The sequence below is a fragment of the Pseudooceanicola nanhaiensis DSM 18065 genome (genome assembly GCF_000688295.1).
In the GTDB taxonomy this organism is placed as follows: Bacteria; Pseudomonadota; Alphaproteobacteria; order Rhodobacterales; family Rhodobacteraceae; genus Pseudooceanicola; species Pseudooceanicola nanhaiensis.
This window is the reverse complement of record NZ_JHZF01000013.1, coordinates 462,023-479,344: the sequence shown is the minus strand read 5'-3', so window position 1 is coordinate 479,344 and position 17,322 is coordinate 462,023. Positions and strand designations below refer to the sequence as shown.

Genomic DNA, 17,322 nt, shown 5'->3' with positions numbered 1-17,322 from the left:
GGCAGGCCTGCTGATGACCGGCGCGGCGTCGGGTGACGACATCGGGCCGGACGTGACCCGCACGATCCTCGACTTCTCCCAGCTCGACGGCTGGGAGGGCGACGATCACCAGGCGGCGCTGGACGTCTTCCTTTCCACCTGCGGCGACATGGCGGCCCCCGACTGGCGGGCGCTCTGCAGGGCCGCGGCCGACCAGGGCTCGGCCCGGACCTTCTTCGAGCTCTTCTTCCGCCCGGTGCTGATCGAGGACGGCGCGCCCGGCCTCTTCACCGGGTATTTCGAGCCCGAGCTCGACGGATCCCTCACCCCCGACGACGTGCACCGCTTCCCGGTCTACGCCATGCCCGAGGAGGCGGCGGAGGGCCCGTTCCTGACCCGCCGCGAGATCGTCGAGGAAGGGCTGCTGGCCGAACGCGGTCTCGAGATCGCCTGGGTCGACGACCCGGTCGAGCTGTTCTTCCTGCAGATCCAGGGCTCCGGCCGGATCCGGCTGGCCGAGGGCGGCGCGATCCGGGTGGGCTATGCCGGGGCGAACGGCCATCCCTACCGCTCGATCGGGCAGGAGCTTGTCCGGATGGGGGTCTACGAGCCGCACCAGGTCTCGGCACAGGTGATCCGCAACTGGGTCCGCCGGAATCCCGAGGAAGGGTTCGAGCTCCTGATGCACAACCCCTCCTTCGTGTTCTTCCGCGAGGTGAGCCACGTTCCCGCCGACAAGGGCCCGCTCGGCGCGATGAACCGGTCGGTCACGCCGCTCAGGACCGTTGCGGTCGATCCTGCCTACGTCCCGCTCGGCGCGCCGGTCTGGATCGAGAAGGAAGGCGAGGGCCCGATGCGCCGGCTGATGATCGCGCAGGACACCGGCTCGGCCATCAAGGGCGCGCAGCGGGCCGATGTGTTCTTCGGCACCGGGGACGCCGCCGGCCGCGCGGCCGGGCGGCTGAGGGACGGCGGCCGGATGATCGTGCTGATGCCGATCCAGCGGGCCTATGCCATGCTGGACGAGGTGAGCGGATGAGCCGCAAGGTCCGGCCCGATGAGGCCGAGCTCTGGCGCAAGGTGGCGCGCACGACCGAGCGGATGCATCCCGAGCGCAAGGCCCGGATGCCCGAGATCTCCCAGACCGCCCCGCGCAAGGCCAAGCCCGCCCCGCCCCCGCCCGAGCCGCTGACCGATTTCGCCATCGGCCAGTCCTCGCGCGACCGGGGCGGATCGCATGACCTCTTGCGCCCGATCCAGGATCAGCTGACCGGCGCGCCGGTGCGGATGGACCGCAAGGCGCATGACAAGTTGAAGCGCGGCAAGCTGAAGCCCGAGGCGCGGATCGACCTGCACGGCATGACCCAGGACCGGGCCCATACCGCCCTGACGGGTTTCGTCCTGCGCGCGCACCGCGAGGACAAGCGGCTGGTGCTGGTCATCACCGGCAAGGGCCGCGACAGCGACGAGGGCGACATCATGCCGGTGCGCCGCGGCGTGCTGCGGCACCAGGTGCCGCACTGGCTCTCGATGCCGCCGCTCTCGGGGATCGTCCTGCAGGTGACGCCCGCGCATCTGCGCCATGGCGGCGGCGGGGCCTATTACGTCTATCTACGCCGGCACCGCTAGCAGCGGCCGCGCGCGGGTCAGGCCGATCCGGATCCCGACGCTCGCGGCCAGAAACAGCACCACCAGCACCGCGAACTGCACCCGCAGGCTGATGCCGAGGTCGATCAGCACGCCGCTGATCCCCGGGCCGAGCGCGGTGCCCATCACGATCACCGCCATCGCCACCGACTTGATGCTGCCCAGGTGCCGCGTGCCGTAATATTCCGGCCAGAACGCCGTCCGCAACGTGTCCTGCGCCGCGAAGCTGACCGCCACGCAGAGCATGCCGAAGGCGATGGCGGGAAGGCCGCTCAGGCTGGCGAAGACCCCGAACCCGAGCGCCGCGGGCAGCAGCGAAAAGGGGAAGATCGTGGCCGTGCCCCAGCGGTCCACCGCCCAGCCCCAGAAGAAGGACCAGAGCGACAGCGCCACCGTGAACGGCGGGAAGAGCGCGACCAGCGCGATGTGCTCGACCCCCGCGAGGCCCGCGTAATGGACCTGCTGGAAGAAGAAGGTCGAGATCGCCATCGGCATCACCAGCACCGAGGGCGCGATCAGCCAGAACAGCCAGTGCCTGAGCGCCGCGCCCCGGGTCCAGTGCAGGCCGCCCATCCCCGTCTGTTCGCCCGAGACCTCGTCGCCCGCGGGGATCCGCTCTCCGCGCAGCACGAGCGGCAGGAGGATCGCCCCGGCCAGGATGAGCAGCGCGACGATCTGCCAGAGGCGCCGCCAGTCCGTCATCTCGAGCGCGGCGACGAAGAGCACCGGCAGCACCGCCTCGGAGACCGCGAAGCCCGAGAGCACCACCGCCACCGCCTTGCCGCGGGTCCGGCTGAACCAGCGCCCGGTGGCGACGAGCGCGACATGGGACGCCATGCCGAGGCCGAGGAAGCGGATCACGAAGAGCGATCCGGCCAGCGCGATCAGCCCCTGCGAGAGCGACAGGAAGAGGCACCCCGCCGCCAGCCCCAGAAGCACGGCCGTGCCCAGCCAGCGGGCGCCGAACCGGTCGGCCACCCCGCCGAAGATCAGCATCAGCACCGCCGACAGCGCCGTCGCCAGCGAATAGAGCCCGCCCCATTGGCCGTGGCTCAGCCCGAACTCGGCCCGGATGACGCCGGCGAAGATCGCCACGAAGGAGGTCTGCGCGATCCCCGACATGAAGATCAGCAGGAACCCCGCACCGAGCCATGGCGCGTTGCTGCGGAGGAAGGAGAGATAGGCCCTCATCCCGCCGCCCGCGGCATCAGCGCCTGCGCGCGTTTCATGCCGAGCGCCATCGCCCCGCTCGAGATAAGGAACCACCCCGCGATCCCGAGGTAGAGGGACTGGATCCCGATGCCCGCGTCGATCAGCACGCCCGTCACCCCCGGTCCGAGCGCCGAGCCCATGACCATCGCCGCCGCCGCCGCGGCCTTGATCGAGCCGATGTGGCGGGTGCCGAAATACTCGGCCCAGAAGGCCATCGGCAGGGTCGACTGGGCGCCCACCGTCACCGCCATGAACCCGAGGCCGAGCGCGACGACCCCGAGGCTCTGCGCCGTGCCGAAGATCAGGAAGGCGACCGAGATCGGCAGGTAGGCAAAGGGCAGGAGCCGCCCCGTCCCCGTCCGGTCCAGCGCGGCGCCCCAGCCGAAGACCATCAGCAGCCCGAAGAGCGTGTAGGCCGGGTAGAGCGAGACCTGGCTGAACAGCGGCCATCCCTTCACCTCGGCAAAATAGACCTGGTGGAAGAAGAAGGTCGTGACGAAGGCCGGCGGGCCCGAGATCACCGGCACCACCAGCCAGAAGAGCCAGTGGCGCAGCGCCTCGGCCCGGGTCCAGTGCCGCCCCTCCATCCCGGTGCTCGCATTGGTCTCGGCCACCGATTGCGGCGTCCGCTCGGTCCGGAGCAGAAGCAGCACGACCCCGAGCCCGACCAGCACGATCACCGCCGCCGCCAGCCAGAGCATCCGCCACTCGGCCGTGGCCAGCAGCGCGACGAAGATCAGCGGCAGGAACGCCTCGCCCAGGGCGAAGCCCATGGTGGCGATGGAGAGCGCCCGCCCCCGGGTCGCCACGAACCAGCGCGACATGGCGACGATCGCGATGTGCGAGGTCATGCCCTGCCCGGTGAAGCGCAACAGGAAGATCACGCCCGTCAGCACGACGACGCTGGTGGCCAGGCTCATCGCGACACAGGCGAGCGCGAGCATGCTCAGCACCACCACCGCCAGCGTCCGCGCCCGGAACCTGTCGGTCAGACCGCCCGACCAGACCATCACCACGGCCGAGGCGCCGGTGCCCACGGTGTAGATCAGCCCCCAATCGCCGAGGCCGAGGCCGAACTCCTCGCGGATGCGGCCGGCGAAGACGGAGATGAAGAAGGTCTGGCCGAAACTCGACAGGAAGGTCAGCAGGGCGCCGGCGGACAGCCAGGCGGCATTGGTGCGGAGAAAGGCGAGAAGAGCCATGCCGCCATCTGTTCCGCAGTTCCCGCGGAAAGAAAAGCGCTATCGGTCCTGCCAGTCGCGGTAGCGCGCGACCAGCTCGGTCTCGCAGATCCGGAAGACGAGGAAGGCGGACAGCGCGATGACCCCGAAGCCCGCGACCCGGAACGGCTGCGGCCAGCCCTCCTGCGTCAGCACGGGCCAGCCCTGTTCCTGCACCATGCGCATCAGGGACAGGCCCGAGGTCAGAAGCCGGAGCGATCCGAAGGCCAGCACCGCCGCCGCGATGCCCGCGCAGAGGAAGACGAGCACGGCGGGATAGCCCGCGACCCGGAACAGCCGTTTCATCGCATCGCCCCCCTGCGGTCCTGCGCCCCCTTATGTCGGAGGGCGCAGGCGGCTGGCAAGCCGTGCGTCACAGCACGTAGCGCGAGACGTCCACGCTGGCGGCCAGCTTGCCGACGTTCTCTTCCACGAAGGCCCGGTCGATCGAGATCGTCTCGCCCGCCCGGTCGGGGGCGGTGAAGGAGAGCTCCTCGAACACCCGCTCGATGATCGTGTAGAGCCGCCGCGCGCCGATATTCTCCACCGTGCCGTTCACGTCCGCGGCGATCTTGGCGATGGCGGCGATCCCGTCCTCGGTGAAGCTGACATCGACGTTCTCGGTCCCCATCAGGGCCGAATACTGCAGTGTCAGGGCGTTGTCCGTCTCGGTCAGGATGCGAACGAAATCCGCCTCGGTCAGGGCGCGCAGCTCCACCCGGATCGGCAGACGGCCCTGAAGCTCGGGCAGCAGGTCCGAGGGTTTCGCGATGTGGAAGGCGCCGCTGGCGATGAAGAGGATATGGTCGGTCTTCACCGGCCCGTGCTTGGTGCTGACGGTCGTCCCCTCGATCAGCGGCAGCAGGTCGCGCTGCACGCCCTCGCGCGAGACATCGCCGCCGCGGGTTTCCGCGCGGGCGCAGACCTTGTCGATCTCGTCGAGGAAGACGATGCCGTTCTCCTCGACCGATTTCAGCGCGGCCAGCTTCACCGTCTCGTCGTCGAGCAGCTTGTCGGCCTCTTCCCCGATCAGGATCTCGTAGCTGTCGCGGACCTTGACCTTCTTGCTGACCTTCCGGCCGCCGAAGGCCTTCCCGAAGATGTCGCCGAGGTTCATCATGCCCATCTGCCCGCCGCCGGGCTGGCCGGGGATGTCCATCATGCCGAGCGGGTTCGAGGTGTCGGCGATCTCGATCTCGATCTCCTCCTCGTCCAGTTCGCCGCTGCGCAGCTTCTTGCGGAACATCTCGCGCGTGCCCTCGCGGGCGTCCTTGCCGGCGATCGCCTCGATCACCCGGTCCTCGGCGGCCTGGTGGGCATTCGCCTTCACGTCCTCGCGCATGTACTCGCGGGTCTGCGCCATCGCGCTGTCGACGAGGTCGCGGACGATCTGCTCCACGTCGCGGCCGACATAGCCGACCTCGGTGAACTTGGTTGCCTCGACCTTGATGAAGGGCGCGCGGGCGAGCTTGGCCAGCCGGCGCGAGATCTCGGTCTTGCCGACGCCCGTGGGGCCGATCATCAGGATGTTCTTGGGATAGACTTCGTCGCGCAGGTCGTCCGAGAGCTGCTTGCGCCGCCAGCGGTTCCGCAGGGCCACGGCCACGGCGCGCTTGGCGTCCTTCTGGCCGATGATGAAGCGGTCGAGCTCGGAGACGATCTCGCGCGGGGTCAGGTCGGTCATTTGGTGTCCTCTTCAGGTTCCCGGGACAGATACGCATTCGGGGGGCTGGATTGAAGGGGGTGGGTCGTGTATATACAGGATGTGTATGCGCTGCGGGGTTAGCTCGTCTTTAACCATGCACGTCGAATGTGGTCGCCGAAGGGGCGGCGCATGTTCGAATGGGACGAAGACAAACGGCGGCTGGTGCTTGGGAAGCACGGGTTCGACCTTGCGGATGCGGGCTCGCTCTTCGGGCGTCGGCACATGATCATCGCCGCCCGCAGTGATGTCGAGGTGCGGTTCATAGCGCTGGGTATTCTGGACGATGTAGAAGTCGCCGTCGTCTATACCCACCGGGGCAAGAAGATCCGGCTGATCACGGCCAGGAGGATGAGGCGGAATGAAGAAAGAGCGTATCGGGCGTATATCGCTGGAAGAGGCGATGGAGCTCAAGGGCGAGACTGACTGGGACCGGGTCCGCGCGGCGGGGCCGTTCGAAGGCGAGGACGAGGACGATTTCGAACTCGACTGGGACTCCGCCGTTCTCGTGATCCCGCAACCCAAGCAGGCGATCTCGCTCCGGGTGGATCAGGACGTGCTCGCCTTCTTCAAGGCCGAGGGTCCCGGTTACCAGACCCGGATGAACGCCGTGCTCCGCGCCTACATGGAGGCGAAGAAGCCCGGCTAGGCCGTGATGGTTTCCACCGTCAGGTTGCCGTTTGTGTAGACGCAGATGTCGGAAGCGATCTTCATCGCCGTGCGCGCGATCTCTTCGGCGTCCTTGTCGGTCTCGATCAGCGCCCGCGCCGCGGCGAGCGCGTAATTGCCGCCCGAGCCGATGGCGGTCACGTCATGTTCGGGCTCCAGCACGTCGCCCGCACCGGTGATCACCAGCAGATCCTTGCCATCCGTGACGATCAGCATCGCCTCGAGCTTCTGCAGGTACTTGTCCGTCCGCCAGTCCTTCGCCAGTTCCACGCTTGCCCGGGCCAGCTGCCCCGGCGTCGCCTCGAGCTTCGCCTCGAGCCGTTCCAGCAGCGCGAAGGCATCGGCGGTGGAGCCGGCGAAGCCCGCCACCACCTCGTAGCCCCCCGGAGACAGCCGCCGCACCTTGCGGGCGGTGCCCTTCATCACGGTGTCGCCCATCGAGACCTGCCCGTCGCCAGCGATCACCACCTTGCCGCCCTTGCGGACCCCGATGATCGTCGTGCCGTGCCAGCCCGGGAATGACGCGTCAGCCATGAAGTTCTCCTTTGTCCGTTCCGGGCCTATATGTCCCCTGCCCCCGTGCGGGACAAGGGCGCGCGCTCTTGCCGTTCCCCCGGACCGGGTCTAGCGTCCGCTCATGCAATCCGCCGACGTGCGCTTCCACCTCGATCCCGATCTCCTCGCCAGCACGGCCGAGGGGCGGCACAATTTCCTGAACCGGATCAAGACGGTCTGCGAAGCCGCGGGGCTGCATGTCACGCTGGTACCGAACGACGAGCGCACCCGGCGCGCCGCGGCGGTGGAGGACGGCTATGACCTCTTCCACATGGACCCGCCGACCCATGACCGGGCGCTCACCGTGCGACGGGTCTATCACTACCCGTTCTGGGCCATCGAGCCCTACGCCGAACGCTGGCGCTGGCGGGTCGCAGAGGCCGGGTTTCCCGGCGGCGCGCCCGGCGCCCGGCGGTTTGCGGAGTACTGGCGCGACCGGCTTTTCGGCGCGGCGCAGGCGGTGCGGGCGGGCTATGTCTACGTGCCGCTGCAGGGCCGGATCCGGGACCACCGGTCGTTCCAGTTCTGCGCGCCCATCGACATGGTCCGGTCGGTGCTGCGGCACGATCCGGCGCGCAACGTGATCGCCACCCTGCACCCGTCCGAAGATTACGACGCCGCCGACCTCAAGGCGCTGGAACGCCTCGCCTGGGATGAACCGCGGCTGTCGGTCGAGACCGGAGAGATGCACCGCCACCTGCTCGCCTGCGACTACGTGGTGACCGAGAATTCCTCGGCCGCCTTCAACGGGTTCTTCTTCCACAAGCCCTGCGTGCTGTTCGCCCGGATCGATTTCCACCACATCGCGGCGAATGTCCTCACGCTGGGCGAGGCCGGGGCCTTCGCCCGCGTGCTGGACATGCAGCCGGATTACGATGGCTACATCCACTGGTTCTGGCAGATCATGTCGATCAACGCGGGCCGTCCCGAGGCCGATGCGAAGATCGCCGAGGCGCTCCGGCGCGGCGGCTGGCCGGTCTAGCGCCTAGAGCGGCGCGGAGAAAAGCTTTTCCCCGGCCCGGCAGCAGAAGGTGCAGGTGCGCGCCCGGGGGTCCATCAGCCAGGTCTCGATCCCCGCATCGGCCAGTTGCCGCGCGAAGGTCAGGTAATCCGTCTCGCCCCGCCCGTGCTGGCCGAGCGCCAGCTTCGCGGCTTTCGGATCGACCTGCTCGGCCACCGTCAGGCGGTCGTGGATCGGCGCCGTCGAAAGCTTGTTGCCCGCCGCGTCGTAGAAATCCGAATGACCGTCGCAGATGTGGCTGACGTAATAGGCGACGCCGAGCTGCCGCAGCGCGGAGAGGTAATCGTTCACGCCATCGGGGTCGACGACCGCGTGCGCCTTCTCGATATCGGCCATGGTGAATGCTGTGTTCATGCCATCGAGATAGGCACGCCTGGCCGCATCAGAAGCCCCCCGAACGAAAACGGGCGCCCCGGGGCGCCCGTTTCGAGGAACTTCCGCGTGAGCTCAGATCGACTCGGCGATCCAGCTCTGCAGCGCGGCCTTCGGGGCGGCGCCGGTGCGGTTCGAGATGATCTGGCCGTCCTTGAAGATGAACAGCGCAGGGATCCCGCGCACACCCATCGACATGACCGATTGCGGGTTCGTGTCGGCGTCGACCTTCACGATCTTCACCTGGTCGCCCATCTCTTCGGACAGCTCTTCCAGCGAGGGACCGATCTGCTTGCAGGGTCCGCACCACTCGGCCCAGATGTCCACGACAACGGGCTTGTCGGATTTGATCACTTCGGCCTCGAACGTATCGTCCGTCACGGCTACGGTCGCCATTGGTATGCTCCTGGCTCGGGAATGTGTCGGCCTCAAACGTAGGCATCCCCCCCAGAGGCGTCAAGCAGACCTTGTTGAGGAAAGCGCGGCCGTCACAATATCGTGCGGCAGACGCATGAGCGTGGCCGTCCGGGTCCAGAGGATCGCGACCTCGATGCGCCTTCCCGGGAACACCTGTTCCAGCGCCAGCGCATAGGCGCCCATCTGGCGCAGCAGGCCCTCGGGCACGTCGGAGATACCGTCGGGAACCACCGCGTTGGTCTTGAAATCCACTGCCAGCACGTGGTCGTCGGACAGGATCAGCCGGTCGATCACCCCGTGCAGCCGTTTCTTCAGCCCGACCTCGGCCGAGACCGGAACCTCGGCCAACGCCTCGCCCGAGAAGAGCGGCGCGAGCTCGGGCTTCGACAGCACCCGCCGCGCCTCGTCCAGCAGCAGCGCCACCTCGGCCTCGCCCGCGGCATCGAGCCCGGAGCGCAGCAGGCGGGCCGCCGTTTCGGGCCAGTCGGACGGGTCCCGGCCCGGCAGATGTTCCAGCAGCCGGTGCACCTGACGCCCGCGCCGCTTGGCCTGCGCCTCGTCCAGCCCCGCCTCGCCCGGCAGCGCCTTCGCCCCACCCAGGTCCGAGGGGCTGAGCGTCGCGAAGCGTTCGGGCATCACCGCGGGCGTGCCGTAGAAAGCCGGCAGCGCCTCGGTCGCGGGCGTGTCCCCGGGCGCGACGGCCTCGGCCGGGCCGCCCCAGTCGCCGCTTTCCAGCCGCAGCCCCTGCCCCGTCGGCATCTCCGCGGTTCCGGCGCCGAGGCTCTCCATCCCGACGCGCACCCGGTCGTGCCACGCCGCGCCGTCCTTGCCCAGATCGCCCGCCGCTGCGACGATCAGCCATTTCTCGGCCCGGGTCAGGGCGACGTAGAGCAGCCGGTCGCGTTCGTCCCGCCGCGCCTCCACCAGCGCATTGCGGGCGGCGGCCAGCGCGGCGGGCGTCTCTTCGGCGCGGGTGCCCCAGACCATCCGCCCGTCGAGCGGCAGCAGCCGGTCGGTCGCGCTCTCCCGCCTCTGGGCGCAGTCGGGCAGCACCACGATGGGCGATTCCAGACCCTTGGAGCCATGCACCGTCATCACCCGGATCCGGTCGCCCGCGCTGTCGAGCTGGCGCTTGATCTCCAGGTCGTCGGTCTCCATCCAGACGAGGAACCCCGTCAGGCTCGGCACCGCGCTGCGTTCATAGGCCAGCGCCTGCGAGAGAAGCGCATCGATCCCGTCCTCGGCCTCGTCCCCGAGCCGGGCGAGCAGCTTGCGGCGGCCGTCGTGACGGGTGAGGATCCGTTCGATCAACTCGTAGGGCCGCAGGTAATCGACCTGAAGCCGCAGGTCGTCCAGCACCGCGAGGGTTTCGGGATGCGCGGCGCGCCGGTCCCGCAGCGCTGGCCAGAGCGGCCGGTCGCCGCGCTTGTGGGCGAGGTCGAAGAGCATCTGCTCGTCCCAGCCGAACAGCGGCGACTTCAGCGCGACGGCGAGCGACAGCTCGTCCTCGGGCGTGGCGAGGAAGGACAGGAGCGCCGCGATGTCCCGCACCGCAAGCTCGCCGCCGACCTTCAGCCGGTCGGCCCCCGCGATCGGCAGGCCCTGCTCCTTGCAGGCCAGGATGATCTCGTGGAACAGATCCGACCGCCGCTGCACCAGGATCAGGAAATCCCCGGCCCGGACGGGGCGCATCCCGAAGCTGCCGGAATGGCCGATTTCTGCCGGAACAGGCTCTTTCCGCGCGATCATCGCCCCGATCTCGGCGGCGATCCTCCGGGCCAGCGTCACCCGGTGGTCGTCCTGTCCCAGCTGGTCCACGGGATCGGTCCAGTCCTGATCCTCGGGGCTTTCGGCCTTCTCGACCACGGGCCAGAGATCGACCCGCCCCGGCATCGCGGTCTTGAAGGCGCGGTGCGGCTCCTCCCCGCCGAAGCCCGCCCTCTCGCGCCCGGTGAAGACGGTATCGACAAGCGACAGGATCGCGGGGGCCGAGCGGAAGGAATAGGCCAGCTCAAGGACCTGCAGCGGGCTCGCCGACGGCTCGAGCCGCGTCGCGAAATCGGCGCGCATCCGGTCGAATTCCCGCGGGTCGGCGCCCTGGAAGGAATAGATCGACTGCTTCTTGTCGCCCACGACGAAGATGGTCCGCACCCGGTCCGCCCGCGCGCCCTCGCCCGAGGTGAATTCCCGCGCCAGCCGCTCGATCACCTCCCATTGCTCGGGGCTGGTGTCCTGCGCCTCGTCCACCAGGATGTGGTCGATCCCGCCGTCGAGCCGGAACAGCACCCAGGCCGCCACCGCCGGATCGCTCAGCAGGTCGCGGGCGCGCAGGATCAGGTCGTTGAAGTCGAGCCAGCCGCGCTGCTGCTTGGCGTGTTCATAGCGCCGGACGAAGGCCTGCGCGAAGCCGTGCAGCGCCCGCATCCGTTCGGCGGCGGCAAGCCCGAGGCGAAGGTTGCGCGCCGCCTCGATCGCGCGCATCCAGTCCTCGACGGCGGGCATCAGGTCGGCAAGCTCGGCCTGCGTCTTCTTCGTCGGAAATGAGCCCGACTTGGCGGCAAACGGCTCTTTCGCACCCTTGCCGGACAGGAAGACCCCCTCGAGCACCGGCAGCGCGGCCAGGGACGGCACCTCCAGCCCCGAGAGTTTCTCGCCGTTCTTCGCATCGGTCGAGGACCCCCGCATCAGCCCGGCGACAAGCGGCGGCAGCACATCCTCGCAGCCGGTCGGGAACGCCGCCCGCAGCAGCTGGTCGTGGTCGAAGCCCGAGGGCAGGCCGAAGAGCCGCGCCAGTTCCGCATCCGGCAGGGGATCGCGGAAGGCGGCGGCGTGCGCCGTCACATCGCGGCTGATGTCGTCGAAGCTCTCGTCCGTCAGGTGGCGCGCCATCTCGGCCACCAGCGGCGCCTCGTCGCCCTCGGCCATCGCCTCCACGATCTCGGCCCGCAGGAGCGCGGTCGCCCTGTCCTCGGCCTCGGCGAATTGCGGGCTGACCCCGGCCTCGAGCGGGAAGCGCCGCAGGAGCGCCGCGCAGAAGGAGTGGATGGTCTGGATCTTCAGCCCGCCCGGCGTCTCGATCGCGCGGGCAAAGAGCGTGCGGGCGTTCTCCAGGTCGAACGGACCCTCGGCGCCCAGCCCCCGAAGCTCGGCCCTGAGCGCGTCGTCCTCCTTCATCGCCCATTCGCCGAGCCGCTTGAACAGCCGGTTCTGCATCTCGGAGGCGGCGGCCTTGGTGTAGGTCAGGCAGAGGATGTGCTGCGGCTCCACGTCCGACAGCAGCAGACGCGCCACCCGGTCTGTCAGCACCCGCGTCTTGCCCGAACCCGCATTCGCCGACAGCCAGGTGGAGCGGTCCGGCGCGGCGGCGCGGACCTGCCGCTCGGTGGCGTCGTCGCGGATCATCGCACCTCCCTCCGGTCCGGGCCCGTGGTCACGTCCCATTCGCCGAACCGTGCCAGCTGGTCGTAATCGCCCGTATCGGCCTTCGAGAACATCGCCCGGCGCGCGGTGAACCCCTGCGTTTCCTCGTAATAGGCACTGATCAGGGCGCAGAAATCTTCCCACGCCTTGCCGGGCGGGATCTTGTCCAGCGGCGCCGGAACCTCGCCCGCGCTGGCGCCAAGGCCGATGTAGGCGGCGCCGACCACCAGCCGCGGTTCGACGGTCTCGAACCCGCCGCGCTCGGCAATGGCGGCAGAGAGCAGGAGCTGCCGGTCGAAATGGATCTGCTTCTTCTCGCCCGGCGGCGCGCCGGTCTTGTAATCGTAGAGCAGCGCATTGCCGTTGGCGTCGAGGTCGATCCGGTCGGCCTTGGCGGTCAGGGTGAAGCCCAGCCCGGCGATCTCGGCCCGGCCCTTGACCTCGAAGCCGACGGGATCGCCGCGCTCGCGCCGCTGCAGCTCGTCGGCGAGGAAACCGCCGGCGACGCGGGCCATCCGCGCCCGCCAGAGATGCCGCGCCTCGGCCCAGGGCACCTCGCGCGACAGCACCGCGTCGCAGAGCGCGAGCAGCCTCTCGGCGGTGCGGGCGGCCGGATCGTCGCGCGTCTCCTTCACGAAATGCTCCAGCACCTCGTGCAGCACCGTGCCGCGCAGCAGGGCGTCGGGCAGTTTCATAAGCGGATCAAGGGGTTCCAGCCGCAGAACCCGGCGCGCGTAGACCGCGTAGGGATCGCGGATCAGCCGCTGGATCTCGGTCACCGACAGCCGGTCGGGCCGGGCCGCCCGGGGCGGGCGCGGGGCCGGCCGGGGCGCCGGGTCGATCCGGGCGACGGCCTCGAGCGTGCGGGCCCGCGCCACCCAGGCCGCACCGCGCGCCCGCATCTCGGAGAGCGCCGCCTGCCCTTCGCCGGGCAGCCCGCCCAGCAGGTTCGTCAGCCGCGAGATCCAGCGCGAGGGCACCGTCTCGGCATCCTGGGTGCGGATCGAGCGGGTCAGCCAGACCTCCTTCGCCGCGATCGCCTGCTGGAAATCATGGGCGGAGAGGCCGATCTTGCGTTCGGGCACCAGCATCCCGGCCTTGTGCCGCATCTCGCGGTTCAGCCAGGGATCGGGCGGCGGCAGTTCGGGCCACGCGCCTTCGTTCAGCCCGCCGAGGATCACGAGGTCGGCCCCCTGCACCCGCGCCTCGAGCGTGCCCCAGACCAGCACGCCGGCATGTCCGCTGTCGGGGTCGCGCACCTCGGCCCGGCCCAGAACCGCGTTGAACAGGGTCGCATAATCGCGCGCGTCGATGGATCCGCCGTGCACGGATTCGCGGCGCAGCTCGTCCATCGTCTCGGCCGCCTTGACGCCGCCCCGCTCTTCCCAGAGCTTGCCCGGCCCGGGATCGAGATGCCCGCCCGCGATCCGTTCGGCCAGCGCGAGGTGGTCGGCCACCCGCTCGGCCAGCGGCACCTTCTCGGGGCGTTCCCGGCCGAGGAAGGTGGCGATGATCCACTCGGCCCAAGGGCCGGCCATGTCATCCCTGTGCGCCGCGGCGAAGGCCCGGAGCGAGTCAGCTGTCGGGAAGGGCGGGCCCTTGCGGCGCAGGCGCAGTTCGAGCGCGCGGGACAGCAGGAGGTGCGGTCCGCGCTTCACGGCGGAATGGGTGAGCGGGTGCTTCAGCAGCGTCAGCAGCGATTCCGCCGTCACCCGGGTGGAGAACAGGTCCGCGACATGGCGCAGGAAGCGCCCCGGCGGCGAAAGCTGGAGCGGCTGGCCGCCGGAATCGTCCGGCACGATGTCCCAGCGGTCGAGCGCCGCCGACACCTGCCGTGTCAGCATCCGGTCGGGGGTGATGAGCGCGGCGGTCACGCCGTCCTCGGCGGCCTGCCGCATCCGCATGGCGATGGCCAGCGCCTCGGCCCGGGCCGAGGGCGCCTCGAGCAGGGTCACGTTCTCCATCGCGCCGGTGAGGCCCGTCAGCTGCGGCCCCTCGTTCATCCACTGGTGGGTGACAGGCGCCGGGCGCAGCGCGAGCGACACGGCGCGGTTGCGCGCGACGGAGGGAGAGGTCGCGCCGGGCCATGCCAGCACCTCGGCGGGGGTCATGCCGAGCCCCGCGAGCAGACGGGCGAAGCGGAACTGGGGGTGATCCTCGCCGGTGAGCGCGGAATCGAGCCTGTTCCAGACATCTTCGGGCATTTCGAAATCGAAGCCGGGCAGGACCACCGCGCCCTGCGGCAGCCGGGCGACCCCCTGCATGAGCAGGTTCGTGGAGCCGCGCGATCCCGTGGAGCCGGCCAGGATAATCGGGTCCTGCGGCGGATCCTCGGCCCATGCGGCGAGTGTCATCTGGGTCACCAGCCGTTGCCGTGCCTCGGTGTCGAGCCGGGCTTCGCCGTCGTCCTGAAAGCGGCGGGCGATGGTCAGGAAGCGCAGCGCGCGGGCCCAGTGGCCGGACATGTCGCTGACGTCGAGCGCCTCCAGCACCTCGGGGGCGACGCCTTCGCCGTTCATCTCGTCCAGCACCCGGGCCAGGCTGTCGGCCAGGTCGTAGAGCGCCGCGCGCGGGGCGAGGTCGGGCTCGGCGTCGAGCAGGGCCGAGATCAGTTCCACCAGTTCGAGCCGCCGGCGCAGGGCAGGGACGGCCTCGGGCACCTCGGCGAGGTGATGCGATTGCCCGAGGTCGGTGATCAGCTCGATCCGGGGCAGCAGCAGCGCCGGGCCCTGGTCGAAGAGGTCGCGGATCCGCCGGGCCATCCGGCGCGTGTTCACGATCAGCCGGACGCGGGCCAGATCCTGCGGCGGGCGGTCCGCATGGGCGGCGCGCAGGTGATCGACCAGCGCCGCCGGGAAATCGGCGCCGGGCGGCATGCCGAAGAGGCGCGGATGGGGCAGGGGGTCAAACATCGGCCTGCGCGAGCATCTTCTCGGCCAGCGCGATCCCCTCGGGGTGGCCGATGTCGCACCATGTGCCGGGATAGAGCACGCCGTAGAGCCGCCCGTCGTCGATCATCCGGTCCCAGAGGCGGTTGAGCGAGAAGGCCCTGTCCGGGATGTCGTGCAGCCCGGCGGGGTCGAGCATCTGCGCGCCGCCGTAGATGACGTCGCCCTTCCGCGTGAGGGTGCCGTCGGCGCCGAGGGTGAAATCGCCGCCGCCCTTGCGGCCGATGGCGTGATGCGGCGCGAGACAAAGAAGAAGCGCGTCCATCTTCGCCGGATCCCAGGCGTCCCGCAGCAGCGCCAGCGGGTTCGGCCCGGCCCAGATCACATCGGGGTTCAGCGTCATGACCGGCCCGTCTCCCAGCATCGGCAGCGCCTGGCGCAGCCCGCCGCCGGTGTCGAGGATCTCGGGCCATTCATGCGAGATCGCGACGTTCCGGCCGTGCAGATGATCGGCGATCCGGTCGCCCAGGTAATGCGTGTTCACGACGATGCGGGCGATGCCCGCCTCTTCCGCCCGCGCCAGCGCGCGGTCGATCAGCGGACGGCCCGCGACCTCGATCAGCGGCTTCGGCCGCGTCGCGGTCAGCGCGCCCATCCGGGTTCCGAACCCGGCGGCGAAGATCATCAGGCTGTCGGCTTGCTGCGGCATTGGTCCTTGAGGGATTGAAGGCGCTCGGCCGTGGGTTCGGGAAGCACGCCGGTGACGAGCGGGGCAAGATGCGCCAGCTCGGGCCGGGCGAGGTCCTTGAGGACATGGCCCCAGACGCGCGGGATCAGGTCGGGGTAGTGGCGCTTGCCGTCGCGCAGGCAGAGCCGGGCGAAGACGCCGGTGATGCGCAGGTTCCGTTGCAGCCCGAGCAGGTGGTAGGCACGGGTGAAGGCCTCGGCCTCGGTCCCGGTGGCGGCGCAGTAGCGGGCGATCATCTGCGTCTCTAACCCGGGGGAAACGTCGCGCCTTGCGTCCTGCAGGAGAGACACGAGATCATAGGCCGGGTGCCCCGCCATGGCGTCCTGGAAGTCCAGCAGGCCGATCCGGGCGAGCCCGGTGCGCCCGGGCATCCAGAGCAGGTTCTCGGCGTGATAGTCGCGCAGGATCAGCACCGAGGGCGCGTCGAGCGTATCCAGCTCGGCCCGCATCGCGGCGTGGAAGGCGGCGCGCGCGTCCGGGTCGGTCCCGTCGGTCCCGGCGAGATACCAGTCGAAGGCGAGGGCGGCCATGTCGGTCATCACCGCGGCGTCGTAGGGCGCGACCCCCTCCGGCAGCGGGACCTTGTGGAGGGCGGCCAGAACATCGATCGCCCCGGAATAGAGACGCATTTCCGCCTCTTCCAGCGCTGCGCCGGAGAGCGGCGCCAGCACGCGGGCGAACAGGTCGTCGCCGAGGTCCTCGAGCAGCAGGAACCCTTGCTCCTCGTCGGCCGCGCGGATCTCGGGCGCGGCGAGGCCGGCGGTGCGCAGGTGCGCCGCGATGCGGATGAAGGGACGCACGTCCTCGCCCTTGTCCGGCGGGGCGTCCATCAGGATCACGCTGCCCGCCCCCGTCCCGAGCCGCTCGTAGCGGCGGTTCGAGGCGTCGCCGGACACCGGGTGGCGCGGGGTCTCCGCATGGCCCTGCGCGGCGAGGAACCGCGCGCAGGCCTCGTCTCTATCGGTCAAGTCCGGCCTCTTTCAAAATGTCCCGCCAGGGGGTCTCGTCTGCGCGCATGACTATCTCGCGGGCGGAGTCGCCGACAACCGAAAAGCCCATGTGCAGCGCCCCCGGCGGCGTGAGCTCGCCCAGCCGGTCGGGCCATTCGACAAGGCAGATCGCGCTTTCGAAGGCCTCGGCCAGGCCCAGTTCGATGACGTCGTCCGGATGGCCCAGACGGTAGAGGTCGGAATGCCACATCTCGCCATGCGCGGTGTCGTAGGTCTGCACCAGCGTGAAGGTGGGCGAGGGGACGTCTTCGGGTACGGCGAGCACGGCGCGGATCAGGCAGCGGGCGAAATGTGTCTTGCCGGCCCCGATGCCGCCTTCCAGCAGGATCACATGACCGGGCCGCAGAAGCGGCGCCAGCCGGGCGGCCGCCCGGCAGGTGTCCTCTTCCGAGGTGAAGTCATGCGTGACGGAGAACTGCCCCATTCCGCCAGAGTATGGCGGCAGCGCGGGCCGCCGCAAGG

At 69.9% G+C, this 17,322-nt stretch carries 17 protein-coding genes; 5 read left to right on the top strand and 12 right to left on the bottom strand.

The window, feature by feature from the left end; all coding sequences use genetic code 11:
• Positions 1-13 precede the first annotated feature (13 nt).
• Together mltA and Q344_RS0112285 are read left to right on the top strand one after the other, a co-directional pair.
• The gene (gene mltA, locus Q344_RS0112290) at positions 14-1,018 is read left to right on the top strand and encodes a murein transglycosylase A (RefSeq protein ID WP_244881787.1); all 1,005 of its coding nucleotides are present in this window, start codon (positions 14-16) and stop codon (positions 1,016-1,018) included.
• On the top strand, positions 1,015-1,608 hold the full coding sequence (locus Q344_RS0112285; protein ID WP_028286973.1) for a Smr/MutS family protein: 594 nt from the start codon (positions 1,015-1,017) through the stop codon (positions 1,606-1,608). Before mltA ends, Q344_RS0112285 begins: the two co-directional genes overlap by 4 nt.
• Here the strand turns inward: Q344_RS0112285 and Q344_RS0112280 are convergent.
• From Q344_RS0112280 to hslU, 4 genes are all read right to left on the bottom strand, one after another.
• Positions 1,591-2,817, bottom strand: coding sequence for an MFS transporter (locus tag Q344_RS0112280; RefSeq protein ID WP_028286972.1), 1,227 nt, complete (start codon positions 2,815-2,817; stop codon positions 1,591-1,593). The genes Q344_RS0112285 and Q344_RS0112280 overlap by 18 nt on opposite strands.
• On the bottom strand, positions 2,814-4,040 hold the full coding sequence (locus Q344_RS0112275; RefSeq protein ID WP_028286971.1) for an MFS transporter: 1,227 nt from the start codon (positions 4,038-4,040) through the stop codon (positions 2,814-2,816). Before Q344_RS0112275 ends, Q344_RS0112280 begins: the two co-directional genes overlap by 4 nt.
• 39 nt (positions 4,041-4,079) lie before the next feature.
• Positions 4,080-4,364: a hypothetical protein gene (locus Q344_RS0112270; RefSeq protein WP_028286970.1), complete on the bottom strand. Its 285-nt coding sequence runs from the start codon at positions 4,362-4,364 to the stop codon at positions 4,080-4,082.
• 67 nt (positions 4,365-4,431) lie between these two features.
• Positions 4,432-5,742 carry an ATP-dependent protease ATPase subunit HslU gene (gene hslU / locus Q344_RS0112265; protein ID WP_028286969.1) on the bottom strand — a complete coding sequence of 437 codons (1,311 nt, stop codon included), beginning with the start codon at positions 5,740-5,742 and terminating at the stop codon, positions 4,432-4,434.
• A 126-nt stretch (positions 5,743-5,868) separates the two neighbouring features.
• On the opposite strand from hslU, the gene Q344_RS26795 reads away from it, so the two are divergent.
• Together Q344_RS26795 and Q344_RS0112255 are read left to right on the top strand one after the other, a co-directional pair.
• Positions 5,869-6,186: a BrnT family toxin gene (locus Q344_RS26795; protein ID WP_028286968.1), complete on the top strand. Its 318-nt coding sequence runs from the start codon at positions 5,869-5,871 to the stop codon at positions 6,184-6,186.
• Positions 6,122-6,409: a BrnA antitoxin family protein gene (locus tag Q344_RS0112255; RefSeq protein WP_028286967.1), complete on the top strand. Its 288-nt coding sequence runs from the start codon at positions 6,122-6,124 to the stop codon at positions 6,407-6,409. The genes Q344_RS26795 and Q344_RS0112255 overlap by 65 nt, the downstream gene beginning before the upstream one ends.
• On the opposite strand, the gene hslV is transcribed toward Q344_RS0112255, so the two are convergent.
• Positions 6,406-6,963, bottom strand: coding sequence for an ATP-dependent protease subunit HslV (gene hslV, locus Q344_RS0112250; protein ID WP_028286966.1), 558 nt, complete (start codon positions 6,961-6,963; stop codon positions 6,406-6,408). The two genes, Q344_RS0112255 and hslV, sit on opposite strands and share 4 nt — an antisense overlap.
• Positions 6,964-7,066: 103 nt before the next feature.
• Between hslV and Q344_RS0112245 the strand changes: the two genes are divergently transcribed.
• Positions 7,067-7,966, top strand: a complete 900-nt coding sequence (locus tag Q344_RS0112245) for a hypothetical protein (RefSeq protein ID WP_028286965.1) — start codon at positions 7,067-7,069, stop codon at positions 7,964-7,966.
• A 3-nt stretch (positions 7,967-7,969) separates the two neighbouring features.
• On the opposite strand, the gene Q344_RS0112240 is transcribed toward Q344_RS0112245, so the two are convergent.
• The 7 genes from Q344_RS0112240 to tsaE all read right to left on the bottom strand — a co-directional run bounded on the left by Q344_RS0112240 (position 7,970) and on the right by tsaE (position 17,284).
• The gene (locus Q344_RS0112240; RefSeq protein WP_084178397.1) at positions 7,970-8,359 is read right to left on the bottom strand and encodes a DUF1398 family protein; all 390 of its coding nucleotides are present in this window, start codon (positions 8,357-8,359) and stop codon (positions 7,970-7,972) included.
• Positions 8,360-8,452: 93 nt separating this feature from the next.
• Positions 8,453-8,773: a thioredoxin gene (gene trxA / locus Q344_RS0112235; RefSeq protein ID WP_028286963.1), complete on the bottom strand. Its 321-nt coding sequence runs from the start codon at positions 8,771-8,773 to the stop codon at positions 8,453-8,455.
• Positions 8,774-8,833: 60 nt separating this feature from the next.
• A complete protein-coding gene (addA, locus tag Q344_RS0112230; protein ID WP_028286962.1) occupies positions 8,834-12,196 on the bottom strand; it encodes a double-strand break repair helicase AddA in 3,363 nt (1,120 codons plus the stop codon).
• Positions 12,193-15,126, bottom strand: coding sequence for a double-strand break repair protein AddB (gene addB / locus Q344_RS0112225; protein ID WP_028286961.1), 2,934 nt, complete (start codon positions 15,124-15,126; stop codon positions 12,193-12,195). Before addB ends, addA begins: the two co-directional genes overlap by 4 nt.
• The gene (locus Q344_RS0112220) at positions 15,119-15,811 is read right to left on the bottom strand and encodes a nucleotidyltransferase family protein (protein WP_028286960.1); all 693 of its coding nucleotides are present in this window, start codon (positions 15,809-15,811) and stop codon (positions 15,119-15,121) included. The genes addB and Q344_RS0112220 overlap by 8 nt, the downstream gene beginning before the upstream one ends.
• Complete coding sequence (locus tag Q344_RS0112215) at positions 15,787-16,818, bottom strand: aminoglycoside phosphotransferase family protein (protein WP_028286959.1); 1,032 nt, start codon at positions 16,816-16,818, stop codon at positions 15,787-15,789. Before Q344_RS0112215 ends, Q344_RS0112220 begins: the two co-directional genes overlap by 25 nt.
• Positions 16,808-17,284: a tRNA (adenosine(37)-N6)-threonylcarbamoyltransferase complex ATPase subunit type 1 TsaE gene (tsaE, locus tag Q344_RS0112210; RefSeq protein WP_028286958.1), complete on the bottom strand. Its 477-nt coding sequence runs from the start codon at positions 17,282-17,284 to the stop codon at positions 16,808-16,810. Before tsaE ends, Q344_RS0112215 begins: the two co-directional genes overlap by 11 nt.
• Positions 17,285-17,322: the final 38 nt, after the last annotated feature.

Bases quoted from the DNA above. Each gene is read 5' to 3' on its own strand.
- mltA (WP_244881787.1), top strand. From the start codon at position 14: ATGACCGGCGCGGCGTCGGGTGACGACATCGGGCCGGACGTGACCCGC.
- Q344_RS0112285 (WP_028286973.1), top strand. From the start codon at position 1,015: ATGAGCCGCAAGGTCCGGCCCGATGAGGCCGAGCTCTGGCGCAAGGTG.
- Q344_RS0112280 (WP_028286972.1), bottom strand. From the start codon at position 2,817: ATGAGGGCCTATCTCTCCTTCCTCCGCAGCAACGCGCCATGGCTCGGT.
- Q344_RS0112275 (WP_028286971.1), bottom strand. From the start codon at position 4,040: ATGGCTCTTCTCGCCTTTCTCCGCACCAATGCCGCCTGGCTGTCCGCC.
- Q344_RS0112270 (WP_028286970.1), bottom strand. From the start codon at position 4,364: ATGAAACGGCTGTTCCGGGTCGCGGGCTATCCCGCCGTGCTCGTCTTC.
- hslU (WP_028286969.1), bottom strand. From the start codon at position 5,742: ATGACCGACCTGACCCCGCGCGAGATCGTCTCCGAGCTCGACCGCTTC.
- Q344_RS26795 (WP_028286968.1), top strand. From the start codon at position 5,869: ATGTGGTCGCCGAAGGGGCGGCGCATGTTCGAATGGGACGAAGACAAA.
- Q344_RS0112255 (WP_028286967.1), top strand. From the start codon at position 6,122: ATGAAGAAAGAGCGTATCGGGCGTATATCGCTGGAAGAGGCGATGGAG.
- hslV (WP_028286966.1), bottom strand. From the start codon at position 6,963: ATGGCTGACGCGTCATTCCCGGGCTGGCACGGCACGACGATCATCGGG.
- Q344_RS0112245 (WP_028286965.1), top strand. From the start codon at position 7,067: ATGCAATCCGCCGACGTGCGCTTCCACCTCGATCCCGATCTCCTCGCC.
- Q344_RS0112240 (WP_084178397.1), bottom strand. From the start codon at position 8,359: ATGAACACAGCATTCACCATGGCCGATATCGAGAAGGCGCACGCGGTC.
- trxA (WP_028286963.1), bottom strand. From the start codon at position 8,773: ATGGCGACCGTAGCCGTGACGGACGATACGTTCGAGGCCGAAGTGATC.
- addA (WP_028286962.1), bottom strand. From the start codon at position 12,196: ATGATCCGCGACGACGCCACCGAGCGGCAGGTCCGCGCCGCCGCGCCG.
- addB (WP_028286961.1), bottom strand. From the start codon at position 15,126: ATGTTTGACCCCCTGCCCCATCCGCGCCTCTTCGGCATGCCGCCCGGC.
- Q344_RS0112220 (WP_028286960.1), bottom strand. From the start codon at position 15,811: ATGCCGCAGCAAGCCGACAGCCTGATGATCTTCGCCGCCGGGTTCGGA.
- tsaE (WP_028286958.1), bottom strand. From the start codon at position 17,284: ATGGGGCAGTTCTCCGTCACGCATGACTTCACCTCGGAAGAGGACACC.